The organism is Rhodococcus sp. 114MFTsu3.1, assembly GCF_000383555.1.
Taxonomy (GTDB): Bacteria; Actinomycetota; Actinomycetes; order Mycobacteriales; family Mycobacteriaceae; genus Rhodococcoides; species Rhodococcoides fascians_E.
Genome location: NZ_KB911556.1, coordinates 65,575 through 82,993, shown reverse-complemented (window position 1 = coordinate 82,993; position 17,419 = coordinate 65,575). Strand labels below are relative to the sequence as shown.

Sequence of the window (17,419 nt, the reverse complement as noted above, 5' to 3'; positions counted from 1 at the left end):
GTTTCAGCCATTCTGGTACGCCTGACCCGGTTAACGTGTTGTTCACCGACACGCCCTGAACTCGCCGAGCCAATTGCTGGTTTCGGCTGTACCGTCGGCAGTAACAGGCAGCGGGGAAGCTACCTGTGCGGGAGGTTCTGATACGTGACTGAGCTAGTGAGCGCGAGAGGGCCGGCACCCGGCCCTCGTGTCATCTGACACGCCAGGACCGACCGGCCGAGCGACAAATGTCCGCGCGGTGCCGCGCCGGACGTAGGAGCCCCACGTGACCACTTCACGCTCCGTTTCCGCCCCCCTTCGGACATTCGTGCTGGACACCTCGGTTCTGCTGTCGGATCCCTGGGCTGTCATCCGGTTCGCCGAGCACAATGTGGTTCTTCCGCTGATCGTGATCAGCGAACTGGAGGGTAAACGCCACCACCACGAATTGGGATGGTTCGCGCGGGAATCCTTGCGTATGCTCGACGATCTTCGCGTCGAGCACGGCCGCCTCGATCAGCCGGTTCCCATCGGAACCGACGGGGGCACACTGCAAGTCGAGCTCAACCACACCGATCCGTCCGTGCTTCCCGTCGGGTTCCGCACCGACTCCAACGACTCTCGCATCCTCGCCTGCGCCCTCAACCTAGCCGCCGAAGGCAAGGACGTCGTCCTGGTCAGCAAGGACATCCCACTTCGCGTCAAAGCAGGTGCTGTGGGCCTCCCTGCCGACGAGTACCACGCACACGACGTCGTCCCGTCGGGCTGGACCGGAATGGCCGAGCTCGACGTGCAGGCAAGCGACATCGATCGACTGTTCGCCGAAGGCGTCATCGACCTCGACGGTGCACGGGACATGCCGTGCCACACCGGTGTTCGACTGCTCGGTGGACGCTCGAGCGCACTCGGACGCGTCACGGCAGATAAGCAGATCCAGCTCGTCCGCGGCGAGCGTGAAGCATTCGGGTTGCACGGTCGATCAGCGGAACAGCGCGTCGCACTCGACCTTCTGCTCGACGAGAGCATCGGCATCGTCTCGCTCGGCGGCAAGGCCGGAACCGGCAAGTCCGCGCTGGCGTTGACCGCAGGTCTCGAAGCCGTCCTCGAACGCCGAACCCACCGGAAGGTCGTCGTGTTCCGACCGCTGTACGCCGTCGGTGGTCAAGAGCTGGGTTACCTGCCGGGCAGCGAAAGCGAGAAGATGGGTCCGTGGGCCCAGGCAGTCTTCGACACCCTCGACGGTCTCGCCAGCCCCGAGGTGATGGAAGAGGTCATTGCCCGCGGAATGCTGGAAGTGCTGCCGCTGACGCACATTCGCGGCCGTTCGCTGCACGACTCCTTCGTGATCGTCGACGAGGCACAGTCACTCGAACGCAACGTGCTGCTGACCGTACTGTCCCGGCTCGGAAGCGGCTCACGCGTGGTCCTCACCCACGACGTCGCGCAGCGAGACAACCTGCGCGTCGGGCGTCACGACGGCGTCGCTGCCGTCATCGAAAAGCTCAAAGGTCATCCGCTTTTCGCGCACATCACCCTCACCCGAAGCGAGCGGTCCCCGATCGCGGCACTGGTGACCGAAATGCTCGAAGAGTTCGGCCCCGCCGGCGCCTGACATGAGTGGAAATGTAGGCCCTGGCCTACATTTCCACTCACAGCGCGCGGAGCGCGCCTCTGATCAGGCCCTTGAGGAAATCGACGTTGTCGAAGTAATCACGCCAGACGAGGATTTTGCCGTCGCGTAGTTCGAAGGTGCCGCACACCCAGAACTCGATCCGCAGCCGCCGCCAGATCAGCACGTCGGTTCGTTCGGTGAGCACGGTGTCGCCGTCGGACGCGATGTTGTGGATGGTGACGTCGAAGCCGTACTGGGGTTTCGCGAGAAGTCGCATGAACTTGCCGACCCTTCTCTTGCCGCGAACCCGAGGCAATCCCACGTTGTGCCACACCACCGCGTCGTCGAGACGGTCGACGACCCTCTCGACGTCGCGGTTCCTCAGGGCGTCGAACATGCCCTCCACTACCTCGTTCGCCTTCGTCGTATCGATCACTCGGTCCGCTCCTTCACCTAGGACGTGAGCCCGCAGTCTATGAAAGTTCACAGACGTCCGGGGCACTACTCCGCGCTCACCGGGCCAGACGCTACGGTTGCTTGTATGTCTACGAATCTGACGGACGGTGACCTGCTGCTTCGACTCGAGCCAGCCGTCGAAGAGAACCTCAGCCGCCACATCGAGGAGGCGGAGGACTGGCATCCGCACGACTTCGCACCCTGGGACGAGGGCCGCAACTTCGCGTTCCTCGGCGGCGAGGACTGGGCTCCCGAGCAGTCGCACCTGTCCGATGTGGAGATCCTGTCCGCAACCGTCGGGGTACTGGTCGCAGACAATCTGCCCGCATACCACCGCGAACTCGCTCGTGCGCTCTCCGGCCTCGGCGCCTGGTGGAAGTGGACGGGTCGCTGGACGTCGGAAGAGAACCGTCAAGCCATCGTGCTGCGCGACTACCTGGTACTGACGCGCGCAGTGGACCCCGTCGCGCTCGAACGGGTGCGCATGGAGGAAATGACGAGGGGCTACAGCGCCCCGAGCCTGCACGTGCTGGACATCATCTCGCACTTCGCCATCGACGAGACCGCGGCAGCGTTGCGCAACACCAACACCGTCGCCCTCGGCGGCGACGAGGTGCTGGGCAAGATCCTGACCAAGATCGCGGCCGACGACACCCGTCAGGCAACGTTCTACGTCAATGTCGTCAACGAGGCGTTCGGCGTCGCACCGGACCAGATGGCTCGTGCTATCGCGGATCGAGTGAGCGGCTTCGCGATCCCCGTCGTCGACCTGCCGAGCAAGAAGAACAGCACCGAGGCTCTCGCGGAAGCCGGCATCTACGACGAGGACCAGCAGCGAGACAAGGTGTTCAAGCCGCTTCTGGAGCGCTGGAACTTCTTCGGCCGCGACGACCTCGGCGACGACGGCAAGAAAGCTCGTGAGGAGCTAGCTCACCTCGCCTGAGCTCGACCCCCCCGAACATGACTGTGCCACCGCAACTGTATGACCGTTGCGGTGGCACATTCATGCCGGAAGGGAGCGGACGAAACTAGTCCTTGACCTTTGCCATGGCGAGGACGTCGAGACGCTTGTCCAGTTCTTCCTCGCTGAGCTTGTCGCCGATGAGCCCGCGGTCGATGACGGTCTGACGGATGGTCTTCTTCTCCTTCAGAGCCTGCTTGGCGACGGCGGCTGCTTCCTCGTAGCCGATTGCGGAGTTCAGCGGCGTCACGATGGACGGCGAGGACTCGGCGAGGGTCTTGAGGTGGTCGACGTTGGCTTCGAGGCCGACGATGCACTTGTCCGCGAAGAGGACCGAGACGTTGGCGAGGAGCTTGAACGACTCGAGGACGTTGCGCGCCATCATCGGGATGTAGACGTTGAGCTCGAAGGCACCCGATGCACCGCCGAATGCGACGGCGGCGTCGTTGCCGATGACCTGTGCGGCGACCTGCGTGACTGCCTCGGGCAGAACGGGATTGACCTTGCCGGGCATGATGGAGCTACCGGGCTGCAGGTCGGGGAGGGCGATTTCGCCGAGGCCCGTGAGTGGTCCCGAGCCCATCCAGCGGACGTCGTTGGCGATCTTGGTCAGCGACACGGCGATGGTGCGCAGTGCGCCCGATGCCTCGACGAGGCCGTCGCGTGCTGCCTGTGCCTCGAAGGAGTCCTTCGCTGCGGTCAGGGCGTCGATTCCGGTCGACTTCACCAGTTCGGCAACAACTTTGGGGCCAAAGCCGTCGGGTGCGTTGAGGCCGGTGCCGACGGCGGTGCCGCCGATGGGCAGCTCGCCCAGGCGGGGAAGGGTGGCCTCGACGCGCTCGATGCCTGCTTCGATCTGACGGGCGTAGCCGCCGAATTCCTGACCGAGCGTGACCGGCACGGCGTCCATGAGGTGCGTGCGGCCGGACTTCACGACGGTCTTCCACTCGGTCGCCTTGGCGGCCAGTGCCTCGTGCAGGTGCTTCAGCGCAGGCACCAGTGAGGTGACGGCTGCCTCGGTGGCGGCGACGTGCGTGGCCGTCGGGAAGGTGTCGTTGGAGCTCTGCGACATGTTGACGTGGTCGTTGGGGTGAACCTCGACACCGTTGGCCTTGGCGATGGACGCGATGACCTCGTTGGCGTTCATGTTGGAGCTGGTGCCGGAACCGGTCTGGAAGACGTCGATGGGGAACTGATCGTCGTGCTTGCCGTCGGCGATCTCGGTTGCCGCGGAGATGATGGCGTCGGCGAGGGTGCCGTCGAGCAGCCCGAGGTCCTTGTTGACCTGTGCGCAAGCAGCCTTCAGCAAGCCCATTGCGCGGATCTGAGTGCGCTCGAGGGGGCGGAAGGAGATGGGGAAGTTCTCCACCGCGCGCTGCGTCTGTGCACGCCACAGGGCGTCGACGGGGACGCGAACCTCTCCCATGGTGTCGTGCTCGATCCGGTACTGCTGTTCGTCTGTCTGCGTCATGAGCCTTACTTTGCCAGTTGAAGTTGCGGAGGGGTGAGCGCGCCCTGGGCCGGGAGTGGAGCCTGCGGGAACGACCCGGATCAGAACGACGGAGCTTGCCCTGATTCGTCGCCGTCGAAGTCGACGGAACTGTATTCGCGTAGCTTTTCGAGGCGGTGGTAGGCGTCGATCATGCGCACGGTGCCGGACTTGGAGCGCATCACGATGGACTGGGTGTGTGCACCACCGCCTGCGTAGCGGACGCCGCGCAGAAGGTCGCCGTCGGTGACGCCGGTGGCAGTGAAGAAGACGTTCTCGCCGGAGACCAGGTCGCGGGTGTTCAGGACGCGATCGAGGTCGTGACCTGCGTCGATGGCCTTCTGTCGCTCGGCGTCGTCGGTCGGGGCGAGGCGTCCCTGCAGGGCGCCGTCCATGCACCGCATCGCGGCGGCGGCGATGATGCCCTCGGGAGTTCCGCCGATACCGATGAGCAGATCGGTGCCGGAATCGGGGCGTGCTGCGGCGATGGCGCCCGCGACGTCACCGTCGGAGATGAGACGGATGCGGGAGCCGGCGTCGCGGACCTGCTGGATCAGTTCGGCGTGGCGCGGACGGTCCAGGATGCACACCGTGACGTCGGATGCGGAGCCCTTCTTGACCTTCGCGATCCGAGCGATGTTCTCCTTGACCGGTGCAGTGATATCGACGACATCGGCGTACTCGGGGCCGACGGCGATCTTCTCCATGTAGAACACCGCCGACGGATCGAACATCGCGCCGCGCTCGGCGACAGCCAGCACCGAGATCGCGTTGGGCATGCCCTTGGCCATCAACGTGGTTCCGTCGACGGGATCGACGGCGAAGTCGACGTCGGGACCGTTGCCGTTACCGACCTGCTCGCCGTTGTAGAGCATCGGCGCTTCGTCCTTCTCGCCTTCGCCGATGACGACGACGCCGCGCATCGAGACGGAACTGACCAGCTGACGCATGGCGTCGACAGCGGCCCCGTCGCCACCTTCCTTGTCGCCACGTCCCACCCAGCGACCCGACGCGAGCGCACCGGCCTCGGTGACACGAACGAGCTCGAGGGCGAGGTTGCGATCTGGCGCCATGGCGCGAGTGGACTCGGTGCTGGCCGTCATCGGTTTGTAGCCTCCTGGTAGATGGGGGTCTTACCCAGGCGCGATTATCTCATTCGTGAGCCGCGTCATGCGAGCTAGGGCATGCGCCGACCGAGCGCTGGCATGCAGCGGACACCCTGGGTCGTTCCGCAGGCTGCTCTCGCGGGATACTGGAGGCGTGGCGAACAGCAAACCCCGGATCCTCAACAACAACCGCGACATGGTGTGGTCCCTCATTCCGCTTGTCATCGCCTGTCTGCTGATCGCCGGTATCGCCTCCCAGTGCTCTCTCAGCCCCGGCGGACCGACGCAGGGCCCCATCCCGAACTTCGACGTCGACGCTGCCCTGCAGTACGACGCCTCCGAGCTGAACTTCCCGGTCCGCAACCCTCGGGTGCCTGAAGGGTGGACTCCGAACTCCGGCAGCCGCCAGTCCATCGCGGGGGATCAGGGCGGCGACGTCAGCAACGTCGGTTTCATCTCCGACGCTGGTCGCTACATCAAGTTGACGCAGTCCAGCGCGAGCGAGGAGGTCCTCGTTCCGTTCGCCGTCGGCGAGGCGCGCTACGCGTCCGGCACCGAATCGATCGACGGTGCGGAGTGGATCGTCTACGACCAGGAGGGAAGCGAGGCGGTATGGGTCACCGATCTGGGTGACGTCCGATTGTTGGTGACCGGTAGCGGCAGCACCGAGGAATTCACGACGCTTGCCGCCGCAACGACGAGCGCCGAGCCGCTCACTCCCTAGTTCTCTTCTTCCTCGATGTGCGCGAGTGCGTTCTCGACGCGCTTGCGTGCACCGGCAAGGTGTTCCTCGCACCGGGTGGCCAACTGTTCGCCGCGCTCCCACAGCGCAAGCGAGGCGTCGAGATCCAGTCCGCCCTGCTCCAGGACCTTCACCACGTCGACCAGTTCGTCGCGGGCTGCTTCGTAGCCGAGTTCGGTGACCGGTGTTTCCTCGCTCATGGTGTTCCTCTCATTTGACTTTGCCCATGACCGCGGCGGTGACTGCGCCGTCGGCCACTCGTACTCGGATCTGGGTACCCGGAGGGGCGTCGTCCACCGACCTCAACACCTCTGGATCGGTGCCCGCCACCACGCGCTGGACGACGGCATAACCCCTCGCCAGCGTCGCTGCGGGCCCGAGCGTCTGCAGACGTGCCCGCAGATGTTCGACGAGAGTCTCCTGCTTCGCCAACTCGCGCAGGACGTCGCGCCTCCCTGCGTCGACGAGTCTGGTGATCTCTTCGCTGCGCCGGTCGATGCCCGCGACGGGGTCGGCCAGTGCGGGCCGGTGTCGGATCATCTCGAGCGCACGTGCTTCACGTTGGACCCAGTTGCGCAGTGCAGCAGCTGTTCTGGAGCGCAGCTCGGCGATCAGATTCTGTTCGGCGACGGCGTCGGGAACCACCAGCTTGGCCGCGTCGGTCGGTGTTGCGGCGCGGAGATCGGCGACGTGGTCGCTGAGCGGGCTGTCGGGTTCGTGTCCGATGGCGCTGACGATCGGGGTCGTGGCCTTCGAGATGGCACGGCACAGGGCCTCGTCCGAGAACGGCAGGAGGTCTTCGACGCTGCCGCCGCCGCGAGCGAGGATGATGACGTCGACAGTGCCGTCGAGGTCGGAGAGTGCGTCGAGGATCGCCGGTACTGCGGTCGGCCCTTGGACCGGGGTGTGCCGAACCTCGAAGTGCACTGCGGGCCAACGCCGTCGGGCGACAGTGAGAACGTCCTTCTCGGCTGCCGACGCGCGGGCCGTGACCAGTCCGATGGTGCGGGGGAGGAACGGCAACGGGCGCTTGAGGCGAGGATCGAACAGTCCCTCGGCGGCGAGAAGGGCCCGCAGGCGTTCGATGCGTGCCAGCAGTTCGCCGACGCCGACGGCGCGAATGTCGGTGGCGCGCAACGAGATAGTTCCACGGCCCGTGTAGAACGACAACTTGCCGTACAGGATCACCCGCGCGCCCTCGGTGAGCGGGACGGGGGAGCGGTCGAGCAACTGAGGCGAACACGTCACCGACAGCGACATGTCCGCGGACGGATCACGAAGAACGAGAAATGCAGTGCGTGTACCCGGCCGAGCGTTGATCTGCGTCAGCTGACCTTCGACCCATACGCTGCCGAGCTTGTCGATCCATCCCGCCACCTTCATGGCGACGGTTCGGACAGGCCACGGCTCCTCTGCAGTACTTGCGGTCACTTGGCCTTCGCGGTGGTGATTCGATTGTCGAGCATGGTCAGAAACGGAGCGCGGCGCAGCGACGCATCCTCGTACTCACGCAGGGCCTCGAGGTCCGCGAGAGACAGCGACCGCAGCCGGGCACGCAGCTGAGCGAGGGCGAGGGTGTCGTAATCCACCATCTCGACGATTTCCGGACGGTCGGCTGCGACCGTCGGCACGTCGTCTTTCTGGATCTCCTCCGGAGGCGTCGAGTACAGCGCGAAGCGCCCTGACGCAGCGACCGGCTCGCCGGCGACATCGTCGTGATCGGGGATGTCGACGTCACCGTCGGTGGCCCCGGGAACGTCGTCCTCGAACACCGCCCAGGACGGCTGCTCCTGATCCGGTGTCCCGATGAGCGGAAGCGACGAGATCGCCTGATCGCCCTTGATGGCCAGCGCCGTCACTTGCTGCTGAAAGCGCATCGTGCTCGCCAGGACTTCGCTGACGACGGTCATCGGAAGCGTGATCGCAGTACTGGGGAGTTTGCGAGCTTCTTCGACGACCGTCACGGCCACACCGGCAGCTACGCGTGCGGCGAACGGAACACGAGTCATGCGCACCAGAGTGCCTGAATTCCGAGTGTTTGGGTAGCCGACATGCTGTGCTCGGCCGGTGAAGCCGAGCCGGGCACGTATCCTTGGGGACATGTCTTCGGCTGTTCCCTTGAATCTCGGTATCGCACGTCCGTCCGGCGACGGCGCACCTGCGTACTCCGGTGCCAAACGAGTCCTCCTCGCAGAGCCACGCGGCTACTGCGCTGGGGTGGACCGCGCCGTCGAGACGGTGGAGAAAGCGCTGGAGAAGCACGGTGCGCCCGTCTACGTCCGCAAGGAGATAGTGCACAACAGGCACGTCGTGGAGACGTTGGCGGACCGCGGCGCCGTCTTCGTCGAGGAGACCGACGAAGTTCCCGAGGGCTCTCTGCTCGTCTTCTCCGCGCACGGGGTGTCCCCGGCTGTGCACGCATCGGCGGCCGAGCGCCAGCTCCGCACCATCGACGCCACCTGCCCGCTGGTGACGAAGGTGCATCAGGAAGCCAAGCGCTTCGCCCGTGACGACTACGACATTCTGCTGATCGGTCACGAAGGACACGAAGAGGTCGAGGGCACAGCAGGCGAGGCTCCGGACCACGTTCAGCTCGTCGACGGCCCCGACTCGGTCGACAACGTCACCGTGCGCGACGAGAACAAGGTGATCTGGCTGTCCCAGACGACGCTCAGTGTCGACGAAACGATGATGACGGTTGCTCGCCTGCGCGAGAAGTTCCCGACGCTGCAGGATCCGCCGAGCGACGACATCTGCTACGCGACGCAGAACCGTCAGGTCGCCGTCAAGGCGATGGCACCCGAGTGCGACCTCGTCATCGTGGTGGGATCGAAGAACTCGTCCAACTCGGTGCGCCTCGTCGAGGTCGCACTGACGGCAGGCGCTCGCGCCAGCTACCTCGTCGACTACGCCAAGGAGGTGGACACCGCCTGGTTGGACGGCATCACCACCGTGGGCATCACCTCGGGCGCGTCGGTGCCGGAGATCCTGGTGCAGGGCGTCATCGAATTGCTCGCCGAGCACGGCTTCGGGGATGTTCAACCGGTCACCACGGCCAACGAAACCTTGGTGTTCTCCCTTCCCCGCGAGCTGCGCCCGGCGAAGGCCTGAGCCGGTTCCGGTCAGCCCCGATCGCGACGCCTCAGGCGTCTCCGCGATCGCGGTAGCGCACCTGCGGTACGGGATGCGGCGGGATGTGCGCGCCGCCTTGCGAAGCGGGTCGGGGTGTCGGAGTCGGTCTGGGTGTGGCAGCGCGAGGGGCCGAGTACGGGTCCACCTCGGGTGGCCGAGGAACCCGCGGGGGCTGTGACCTGGGGACAGGTCGGCGCGCGGGATCTGCAGCAGGCTGTTCGGTCCGCGCAGGCCGGTACGGATCAGCGGCCGGCCGATCGAGCAGAGGATCGACGCGTTCGCGACGGCTCCTGCGACCCTCGCCTGCATCGGCACGCGTCGCGGTCACGGCTTCGCCGCGGCCGTGGGCAGCGCGAGTGTCGGCGCCCCGGCGCTCGGCAGCTCTGGTCTGCGTCCTCTGGCCGCCGTCTCGGGACGTCCGACGACTGTCCTGTGCCGCCCGGCGGTTGTCTTGTGCTGTCTGACGGTTGTCACGGGCGCGCTGGCGGGTTTCCTGCGCTCGGTCACGGATGGTTCGTTTGGCAGCGCCTGCCGGTGCGTGGCTCGCCTGCTTCTTCAGGAAGATGCGTGCCCCGCCGACGGCAAGGGCAAGTACCGTGCCGAGCAGCATCAGCGGGAACCGGTTGACCAGCGGAATCGCAACGTTCAGCAGAATGTCGCGCAGGCTCGTCCCTGCGTTCTCGATCATGAACTGATACGAGAGCGGCACAGCGACGAACAGAATCAGCGGTGCTTGCACCATCGCGGTGAACAACCCGCGGTAGCGCACCAGCACGACGGCAGCGACGGTGCCGACGATGTAGAAGGACGCGAAAGCCGACGTCAGTTCCGATCCGCGTGCAGCATCGATGGCGACACCGAGAAACGTCGCGCCGACGGCGATGGCCACTGCCCCCCAAGCAGGGACGCCGGGCACGGAAGCGAGAGCTGAACGTTGATCCAGCGGTACCCCGGAACGGGCACGTTGGGAGGTAGACACCCCTCGAGGTTAGCGGCTGTTCACCCCACCGCGTCGCTGACATGACCGAACTGCCCCCGAGAGTGCGACGAATCGGACGTTCTCGGGCGTTGATCGATCCGCTTCACGTCCACGACGTCCGCGTCGAACAGTTCCAGTTCGTGAAGCTTGCGGGCGGTGACGCCTACACGTGCGTCCACCGAGGACACCGTCGAGTTGAAGGAGTCGACGGCCTTGCCGAGATGCGATCCGAGCTTGTCGAGGTGCGAGGACACGACGCCGAGCCGGGTGTACAGCTCGCGTCCGAGCTGCTGGATACGAGCAGCGTCCTCGGCGAGTGATTCCTGCTTCCACGTGTACGCCACCGTCCGCAGCAGCGCGACCAAAGTGGTCGGGGTGGCAAGTATCACGTTCCTGGTGAAGGCGTACTCGAGAAGCGACGAATCGGATGTCAACGCTGCGTCGAGGAACGGGTCTCCGGGAACGAACAGAACGACGAACTCCGGCGTCGGCTCGAACGAACGCCAGTACTCCTTGGCCGCCAACTGATCGACGTGGGTCCTGAGGTGGCGTGCGTGACGCGTCATCGCTTTGCCGCGCCGCTCCGGGTCCTCCTCCTGCGCTGCGTCGAGGTAGGCGGCGAACGGAACCTTGGCGTCCACGACGATCTGCCGACCACCGGCGAGCCTGACGATCATGTCCGGACGAATCCCGTCCTTGGAGACCTGCGTGTCGAAGTCGCAGTGTTTGACCATGCCTGCCAGCTCGACCACACGCTCCAGCTGCATCTCACCCCACCGGCCGCGGATCTGCGGAGCCCGCAGCGCAGTGACCAACTGCGAAGTCTGGGTCGACAGCTGCACCGACGCACGGTGCATACCCGTCACCTGCTCGCTGAGCCCCGCGTAGGCGCGGATGCGATTGTGCTCGACCTGGCGAACGTGCTCGGTCAACGCGTCGACAGCGTCGTGCAACGGCTCGACGAGATGCGAGACCTGCTGGCCGATGGCTCCCGAGTGTCTGCGTGCCGAGTCCTCGTTCACCGCAGCGAGAGACCGACGAAGAAGCGCCTCGTTGTCCCGCAACGCGGCCAACTGCGCTTCGGCTCGAACCGCGCGATCCCCGGTGCGGGACGCGTGCAGCAGCCACCCGATGGCGGCCCCGACGAGCAGCGCCAGCATCATCCCGAGGGCAGTCAGAGCGTTCATGACGCCGATGATGCACGAGGGCACCGACACACCAGCCGCTCCGCAGGCTCCACTCCCGACCCTGTAGGTCGTTCCGCAGTCCGACGATTGCGGCACACAGTTCCGCCGGACGCTCCACTCCCGCCCCCCGGGTCGTTCCGCAGGCTCCACTCCCGCCCCCCCGGGTCGTTCCGCAGGCTCCACTCCCGCCCCCCGGGTCGTTCCGCAGGCTCCACTCCCGCCGACAGGCCGCGCCACGTCACGGAGTTTGTCGGTAGGTGAAGTTAGCGTCTTGTTCCATGAGGATCCTGCACACGTCGGACTGGCACATCGGCCGCACGTTTCACGGCACCGATCTGCTTGCCGACCAGGCTGCTGCGTTGAGCGCCATTGCAGATCTGGTTGCCGAGCGCACTGTGGACGTCGTCGTCGTGCCGGGCGACATCTACGACAGGGCGGTGCCCAGCGCCGACGCTGTGCTCGTGTGCAACCGCGGGCTCGAGGCCATCCGTGCCGCGGGAGCGGTCATCGTCGCGACGTCGGGCAACCACGATTCGCCTGCACGCCTGGGCGCTGGGTCCGCGTTCGCCGCTGCAGGCGGGTTGCATCTGATGACCCGCGTGTCCGAGGTGGGCACACCGGTGCTGCTCGAGGACCGGTTCGGCCCCGTCGCGTTCTACGGCATCCCGTATCTCGAGCCGGAGACCACCCGCGGCGAGCTCGACATCCCGGGCGCACGTAGCCACGCCGAGGTGCTCGAGGCCGCGATGAGTCGAGTGACGGCAGACCTGGAGCAGAGACGCAGCAACGGTGATGCGGTGCGGTCGGTCGTACTGGCGCACGCGTTCGTCGTCGGCGGGGAAGCAACCGGCTCGGAACGGTCGATCTCCGTCGGCGGGGTGGAGACGGCGCCGGCATCGGCGTTCGACGGTGTGGACTACGTGGCGCTGGGTCACCTGCATTCTCCGCAGACTCTGACGGACCGGGTCCGCTACTCCGGGTCGCCGCTGCCGTATTCGTTCGGCGAGCGCAGCCACCGTAAGGCCGTCTGGATTCTCGATCTCGACGCTCAGGGTCTCGCCGACGTCGAACGCGTGGACCTTCCCATCGTTCGCGGACTGAGCCAGGTCCAGGGGACGGTCGAGGAACTGCTCACCGACGATCGCTTCACCGAGGCCGAGGATCATTACGTCTCTGCCGTGCTGACCGACGCCGTACGGCCGGTCGACGCGATGCGTTCCTTGCAGACGAGGTTTCCCCATGCAATTCACCTCGAATGGAAGCGTCCCGCAGACGATTCCACTGTTCGCTACCGTGACCGCGTGCGCGGCCGGACCGACAGCGAGATCATGGCCTCGTTCGTGACGGACATGCGCAGCGCGCCCAGTGCGTCGGAGATCCGCTTGCTCGAACGCGCCCTGGCCAGCGTTCAGCGAGACGAGGTCACAGCCGACGAGGCGACCGGCCAGTACGAGCTGTTCGGGAAGTCCGCGTGAGGCTGCATTCTCTGGAGATCACTGCATTCGGGCCGTTCGCCGGTACGGAGAAAGTGGATTTCGACGCTCTCGGAGCAGACGGGCTTTTTCTGCTGCACGGTCGTACCGGCGCCGGCAAGACCACTGTGCTCGACGCCGTTGCGTTCGCCCTGTACGGGACGGTGCCCGGTGCCAGGAAAGAAGGCAAGCGTCTGCTGTCCGATCACGCGGAGATCGGCGCCGTCCCCACGGTCACATTGGAAGCGACGTTGGGCGGCAGGCGGATTCGCATCGTTCGCAGCCCGGAGTTCCACCGCCCGAAGAAGCGCGGAACGGGCACCACGAAGCAGAACGCCAAGGCGTCGATGACGTGGCTGGACGGCAAGAGTCAGAACTTGACGCGGCTGGACGAGATCGGCGACGCCGTCGGCGCGGCTCTTGGTATGAGTGCGGATCAGTTCTTCCAGGTGGTGTTGCTTCCCCAGGGTGAGTTCGCCCGGTTCCTCCGGGCGGACAGCGACGAGCGCGGCAACTTGCTCGAGCGATTGTTCGACACGGCACGGTTCGGTGACATCGAGGAATGGTTCGCGGAGCAACGTCGTACCAGCGCCGCGGCTCTCGAATCGAGCCGGATTGCAACGGACAAACTACTGGGGCAGATTTCCACGGCGTCGGGCGTGGCGGAGGAGCTGGATCGACCGCCGGTGGAGTGGGCGGGCGACGTTCTCGAATCGGCGCGGCACGCATCGGTGGACGCTGCGCGCACGCTGGCCCTCGCCCGTGAGGTGTCCGAGTCGGCAACCAAAGAACTCGCGGCACTGGACGCAACTCGGCAACTGCAGACACGCAGAGAGCTGGCCCGGCAGCAGCTGGCGGAATTCCACGCCGCCGCGTCCGCGAGGGACGCACTCGCCAAGGAACTGGAGCAATCCGCAGCGGCAGGCCCCATCGCAGCTCTTGCCGCGGACTGCGCGCGTATCACCTCGGCGAGCGAGGCCGCGACGCGGGAATTCGACTCCGTCCGAACGCTGTTCGAGCGCACCGAAGGATCGACCGTCGTGCTCGACGCCCTGGCGGTGGATCGGTCGCCCGACGCCTCGGACACGCCCGAGGCCCGGGCCGTCGTCGCGGCAGCAGTACGGCAGTGGACGACGGAGGTCGCGGCCTTCGAAGAGCTTCGTGTGCTGACGCGCAAGGCCGACGCAGCGGACAGATCGGCTCGGTCTCTTCTGGCCGAGCACGCAGCCGTCGAGAAGAAGTCGAGCGCTCACCGCGCCGATCGCAACGTCCTGCCCGAGCAGATCGCTCAGGCCGAATCGTCGTTGCGCGCGGCCGTGCACGCGGCTGCCGAAGTGCCTGCGCTCGAGGCAGAGTGGTCTCGTATCACGAGCGCCGTGGAAGCAGCGATCGAACTCGCGAAGACTCGGAAGCGGCTCGTTGCTGCGGAGAAGGCGCATCACGTAGCGGTCGCGTCGTTCAACGATGCGCGCGCTCACACCCTGGACCTGCGCGAGCAACGGCTGTCCGGAATGGCCGCCGAGTTGGCGTCGAGCCTGGTCGACGGTGCGCCGTGCGGAGTGTGTGGGTCACTGTCGCATCCCGCGCCGACCCGCGCCGAGGAGTCGACCGTCACCAAGGACGACGAGGCGGACGCCGCAGCCAGCGAGCGTCGGGCGGGAACCATCGCCGAGAAGAAGGCGGAGGAGGTCACCGCCCTGCTGCGTACCCGCGACGTGCTGGTTCAGCAATCGGGAGACCGTGACAGCGCAGAGTTGGTCGCTTCCCTGGACAAGGTCTCCGTAGCGCTCCGATCCGCACGGACGGCCGCGGAGCAACGAGAGAGCCTGGACGCACGGCTGACGCACCTGCGCGGCGAGGATCAGAGACTCGCCGCCGCGATAGCCGATGAGCAGGCCGCGGCAGCAGGATTGAGTGCGCGGGCCGCGCAGATGGCCGACGACGTGGCGCAGATGAGAGCCACGATTGCCGCAGCCGTCGACGGGACGGAGGGAATCGACGCCGAGGTGAAGCGGCTGGAGACGCTCATCTCACTGTCGTCCGTCGTCGTCGAGCGGCGAGAGGAGGCTTCGCGCGCGCTCCTCGACATGGAGGACGTGACTCGAAGGCTGGATGCGCTGATCGCGGAGTCGGGCTTCTCGACTGCCCGCGAGGCTGCGGCCGCCGTGGTGTCTCCGGCGCGGGCGCAGTCCATCGAAAAGCAGCTCGCGCAAGCCAACGACATCCGCGCCCACGCCGAGCAAGTGCTCGCCGAACCCGCGATCGCGGCCGTCGCGAACCTCGACCCCGTCGACACCGCGGCGGCGCGGGTCGCCGTCGAGGACGCGCAAGTACGCTTGCATGCTGCCGTTGCCGAGCACGCCGAGTGCAAGCGGCGGGCCGAACAGTTGGAGGAGTTGACGGCAGGCTTGTGGGCGGCCATCGACCGTGCTGCGCCCATGCAGACCAAGCACGACGAACTCGCGGCACTCGCCGACGTAGTGGCCGGACGCGGTCAGAACTCGCGGAAGATGTCCCTCCGGTCGTACGTGTTGGCGTCGCGGTTGGAGGAGGTCGCGGAATCCGCGTCGGCGAGACTGCGTCGAATGTCCTCGGGCCGATACGATTTCGTCCACTCCGACGAGGCGGAATCGCGGGGTCGACGCGGTGGGCTCGGTCTCGACATCCGCGACGACTACACCGGTGCCGTGCGCTCGGCGAAGACTCTGTCCGGGGGCGAATCGTTTCTGGCCTCGCTGGCTTTGGCACTCGGCCTTGCCGACGTCGTCGCAGCGGAGAGCGGCGGTGTCGTCCTGGACACCATGTTCATCGACGAGGGCTTCGGCACGCTGGACGCCGACACCCTGGAATCGGTGATGGGAGTTCTGGACGAACTACGTGCAGGCGGCCGGGTGGTGGGCATTGTCAGCCACGTCGACGAGATGCGTCAACGCATCCCGACGCGCCTGCACGTCATTCGTGAGCGAGAGGGATCGAGGCTTCAGCTCTTCGCGGCGTCCTGATCCTTCTGTTTCTTCTCCTTGGAATCCTTGTTGACACCGTCCTCGTCGGTGACGAGATCCTCCGTGTCCGGAGCCTGTTCCTCGAGCTCCACTCGGTCTGATTCGTTGGAGTGCCTGTCGATCTGTTCCGACACGTAGCGGATCAGCACAGCTGCCACGGCTGCTGCGGGGACAGCCAGGAACGCGCCGATGATGCCGAAGACGGAACCACCGCCGGTGACCGCCAACAGAACGATCGCGGGATGCAGGTTCATGCTGCGGCTCTGCAGAATCGGTTGCAGCACATTACCTTCGAGTTGCTGCACCGCGATGATGATGACGAGCACGATGAGTGCCGTAGTCGGCCCGTTCGCGACGAGCGCGACCAACACGGCCAACGCACCTGCGACGAACGCACCGACGATCGGGATGAAGCCACCCAGGAACGTCAACGTCGCCAGCACCAGGGCCAGCGGCACGCCCAGAATGACCAAGCCGAGGCCGATGAAGAAGGCGTCGATCAGACTCACGATGGCCTGAGTGCGGATGAAGCCGCCGAGCGTCGCCCACATACGCGCGAGGACCTCGGCGAGGTGGCGACCAGCGCGGCCGCCGGCGATTCCGTGCAGCCACGGAATGAACCGGACGCCGTCCTTGACGAAGAAGAACGACAGAACGAGCACCAACGCGAGCGTGACGAGAATCGAACCCGCAGCGGAGACGCCGGTGAACACGCCCGAGGCGATCGCGGTGCCACTGTCCTGCAGTCGCGAGGTGATCGCCGACACGGCGTTGTCGATCTGCTCGTCCTGCAAGTTGACCGGCGGGCCCTTGAGCCAATCCTGAACCTGCGCGACGCCGTCGGTCGCCTTGTCAGCGAGTTCGGGTGCCGAGTCCACCACCGACGGCACGATCAACGTGATGATGCCGCCGATGACGAGGAAGAACACGACGAGTGCGGCAGTCGCGGACAACGCCGGAGGCAGCCCGACGCGCATCATCCATTTGGTCGGTGGCCACAGGACCGTCGCGACGATGATCGCGAGCAGAGCCGGCAGGATCACCACCCACAACGCCGAGATGAGCCAGCCGAGAACCCAGGCACCCGCCGAGACGGACACCAGGATCAGCGACCATTTCGCCAACCAGATTCCGCCGACACCGATGAGGTCGCCACGATCACGCCCCGGTTTCACTTCGGGCGCTGTCTTGTCCGTCACGCTGCACGTTCCTTCCGTCGCCCCGCCGCTCGGTGCATCGTTCGATCCACCCGAGTGACCTTAACGTTTCATGACTCCACTCCCGCTCCCCTGGTCATTCCGC

At 66.1% G+C, this 17,419-nt stretch carries 15 protein-coding genes; 6 read left to right on the top strand and 9 right to left on the bottom strand.

Annotated elements, in window-relative coordinates; genetic code table 11:
* The first annotated feature begins 265 nt into the window (after positions 1 to 265).
* On the top strand, positions 266 to 1,591 hold the full coding sequence (locus H292_RS0121010) for a PhoH family protein (protein WP_170947447.1): 1,326 nt from the start codon (positions 266 to 268) through the stop codon (positions 1,589 to 1,591).
* 37 nt (positions 1,592 to 1,628) lie between these two features.
* On the opposite strand, the gene H292_RS0121005 is transcribed toward H292_RS0121010, so the two are convergent.
* Positions 1,629 to 1,997 (bottom strand): limonene-1,2-epoxide hydrolase family protein, encoded by a 369-nt coding sequence (locus tag H292_RS0121005; protein ID WP_020112644.1) that lies wholly within the window; start codon positions 1,995 to 1,997, stop codon positions 1,629 to 1,631.
* A gap of 135 nt (positions 1,998 to 2,132) precedes the next feature.
* Between H292_RS0121005 and H292_RS0121000 the strand changes: the two genes are divergently transcribed.
* Positions 2,133 to 2,990: an acyl-ACP desaturase gene (locus H292_RS0121000; protein ID WP_020112643.1), complete on the top strand. Its 858-nt coding sequence runs from the start codon at positions 2,133 to 2,135 to the stop codon at positions 2,988 to 2,990.
* Positions 2,991 to 3,075: 85 nt separating this feature from the next.
* On the opposite strand, the gene H292_RS0120995 is transcribed toward H292_RS0121000, so the two are convergent.
* The gene (locus tag H292_RS0120995; protein ID WP_019665467.1) at positions 3,076 to 4,479 is read right to left on the bottom strand and encodes a class II fumarate hydratase; all 1,404 of its coding nucleotides are present in this window, start codon (positions 4,477 to 4,479) and stop codon (positions 3,076 to 3,078) included.
* An 80-nt stretch (positions 4,480 to 4,559) separates the two neighbouring features.
* Entirely contained in the window at positions 4,560 to 5,600 is a 1,041-nt protein-coding gene (glpX, locus tag H292_RS0120990; protein WP_026347852.1) for a class II fructose-bisphosphatase, read from the bottom strand.
* A 157-nt stretch (positions 5,601 to 5,757) separates the two neighbouring features.
* Between glpX and H292_RS0120985 the strand changes: the two genes are divergently transcribed.
* Complete coding sequence (locus H292_RS0120985; RefSeq protein WP_020112642.1) at positions 5,758 to 6,327, top strand: DUF4245 domain-containing protein; 570 nt, start codon at positions 5,758 to 5,760, stop codon at positions 6,325 to 6,327.
* Here H292_RS0120985 and H292_RS0120980 read toward each other — a convergent pair.
* The 3 genes from H292_RS0120980 to H292_RS0120970 are packed head-to-tail and all read right to left on the bottom strand — an operon-like array spanning position 6,324 to position 8,354.
* A complete protein-coding gene (locus H292_RS0120980; RefSeq protein ID WP_019665464.1) occupies positions 6,324 to 6,545 on the bottom strand; it encodes an exodeoxyribonuclease VII small subunit in 222 nt (73 codons plus the stop codon). The genes H292_RS0120985 and H292_RS0120980 overlap by 4 nt on opposite strands.
* A gap of 10 nt (positions 6,546 to 6,555) precedes the next feature.
* On the bottom strand, positions 6,556 to 7,776 hold the full coding sequence (gene xseA, locus H292_RS0120975) for an exodeoxyribonuclease VII large subunit (RefSeq protein WP_020112641.1): 1,221 nt from the start codon (positions 7,774 to 7,776) through the stop codon (positions 6,556 to 6,558).
* A complete protein-coding gene (locus H292_RS0120970) occupies positions 7,773 to 8,354 on the bottom strand; it encodes a lipid droplet-associated protein (protein WP_020112640.1) in 582 nt (193 codons plus the stop codon). Before H292_RS0120970 ends, xseA begins: the two co-directional genes overlap by 4 nt.
* A 91-nt stretch (positions 8,355 to 8,445) precedes the next feature.
* On the opposite strand from H292_RS0120970, the gene H292_RS0120965 reads away from it, so the two are divergent.
* On the top strand, positions 8,446 to 9,456 hold the full coding sequence (locus tag H292_RS0120965) for a 4-hydroxy-3-methylbut-2-enyl diphosphate reductase (protein WP_019665461.1): 1,011 nt from the start codon (positions 8,446 to 8,448) through the stop codon (positions 9,454 to 9,456).
* Between the two features lie 31 nt (positions 9,457 to 9,487).
* On the opposite strand, the gene H292_RS0120960 is transcribed toward H292_RS0120965, so the two are convergent.
* Both H292_RS0120960 and H292_RS0120955 read right to left on the bottom strand, forming a co-directional pair.
* Entirely contained in the window at positions 9,488 to 10,456 is a 969-nt protein-coding gene (locus tag H292_RS0120960) for a DUF6542 domain-containing protein (protein WP_027498959.1), read from the bottom strand.
* 20 nt (positions 10,457 to 10,476) lie between these two features.
* Entirely contained in the window at positions 10,477 to 11,643 is a 1,167-nt protein-coding gene (locus H292_RS0120955; RefSeq protein ID WP_019665459.1) for a DNA recombination protein RmuC, read from the bottom strand.
* 278 nt (positions 11,644 to 11,921) lie between these two features.
* On the opposite strand from H292_RS0120955, the gene H292_RS0120950 reads away from it, so the two are divergent.
* On the top strand, positions 11,922 to 13,118 hold the full coding sequence (locus tag H292_RS0120950; protein WP_020112637.1) for a metallophosphoesterase family protein: 1,197 nt from the start codon (positions 11,922 to 11,924) through the stop codon (positions 13,116 to 13,118).
* Positions 13,115 to 16,117, top strand: a complete 3,003-nt coding sequence (locus H292_RS0120945) for an AAA family ATPase (protein ID WP_020112636.1) — start codon at positions 13,115 to 13,117, stop codon at positions 16,115 to 16,117. Before H292_RS0120950 ends, H292_RS0120945 begins: the two co-directional genes overlap by 4 nt.
* Here the strand turns inward: H292_RS0120945 and H292_RS0120940 are convergent.
* Positions 16,096 to 17,316: an AI-2E family transporter gene (locus H292_RS0120940; RefSeq protein ID WP_019665456.1), complete on the bottom strand. Its 1,221-nt coding sequence runs from the start codon at positions 17,314 to 17,316 to the stop codon at positions 16,096 to 16,098. The genes H292_RS0120945 and H292_RS0120940 overlap by 22 nt on opposite strands.
* Between the last annotated feature and the right edge of the window lie 103 nt (positions 17,317 to 17,419).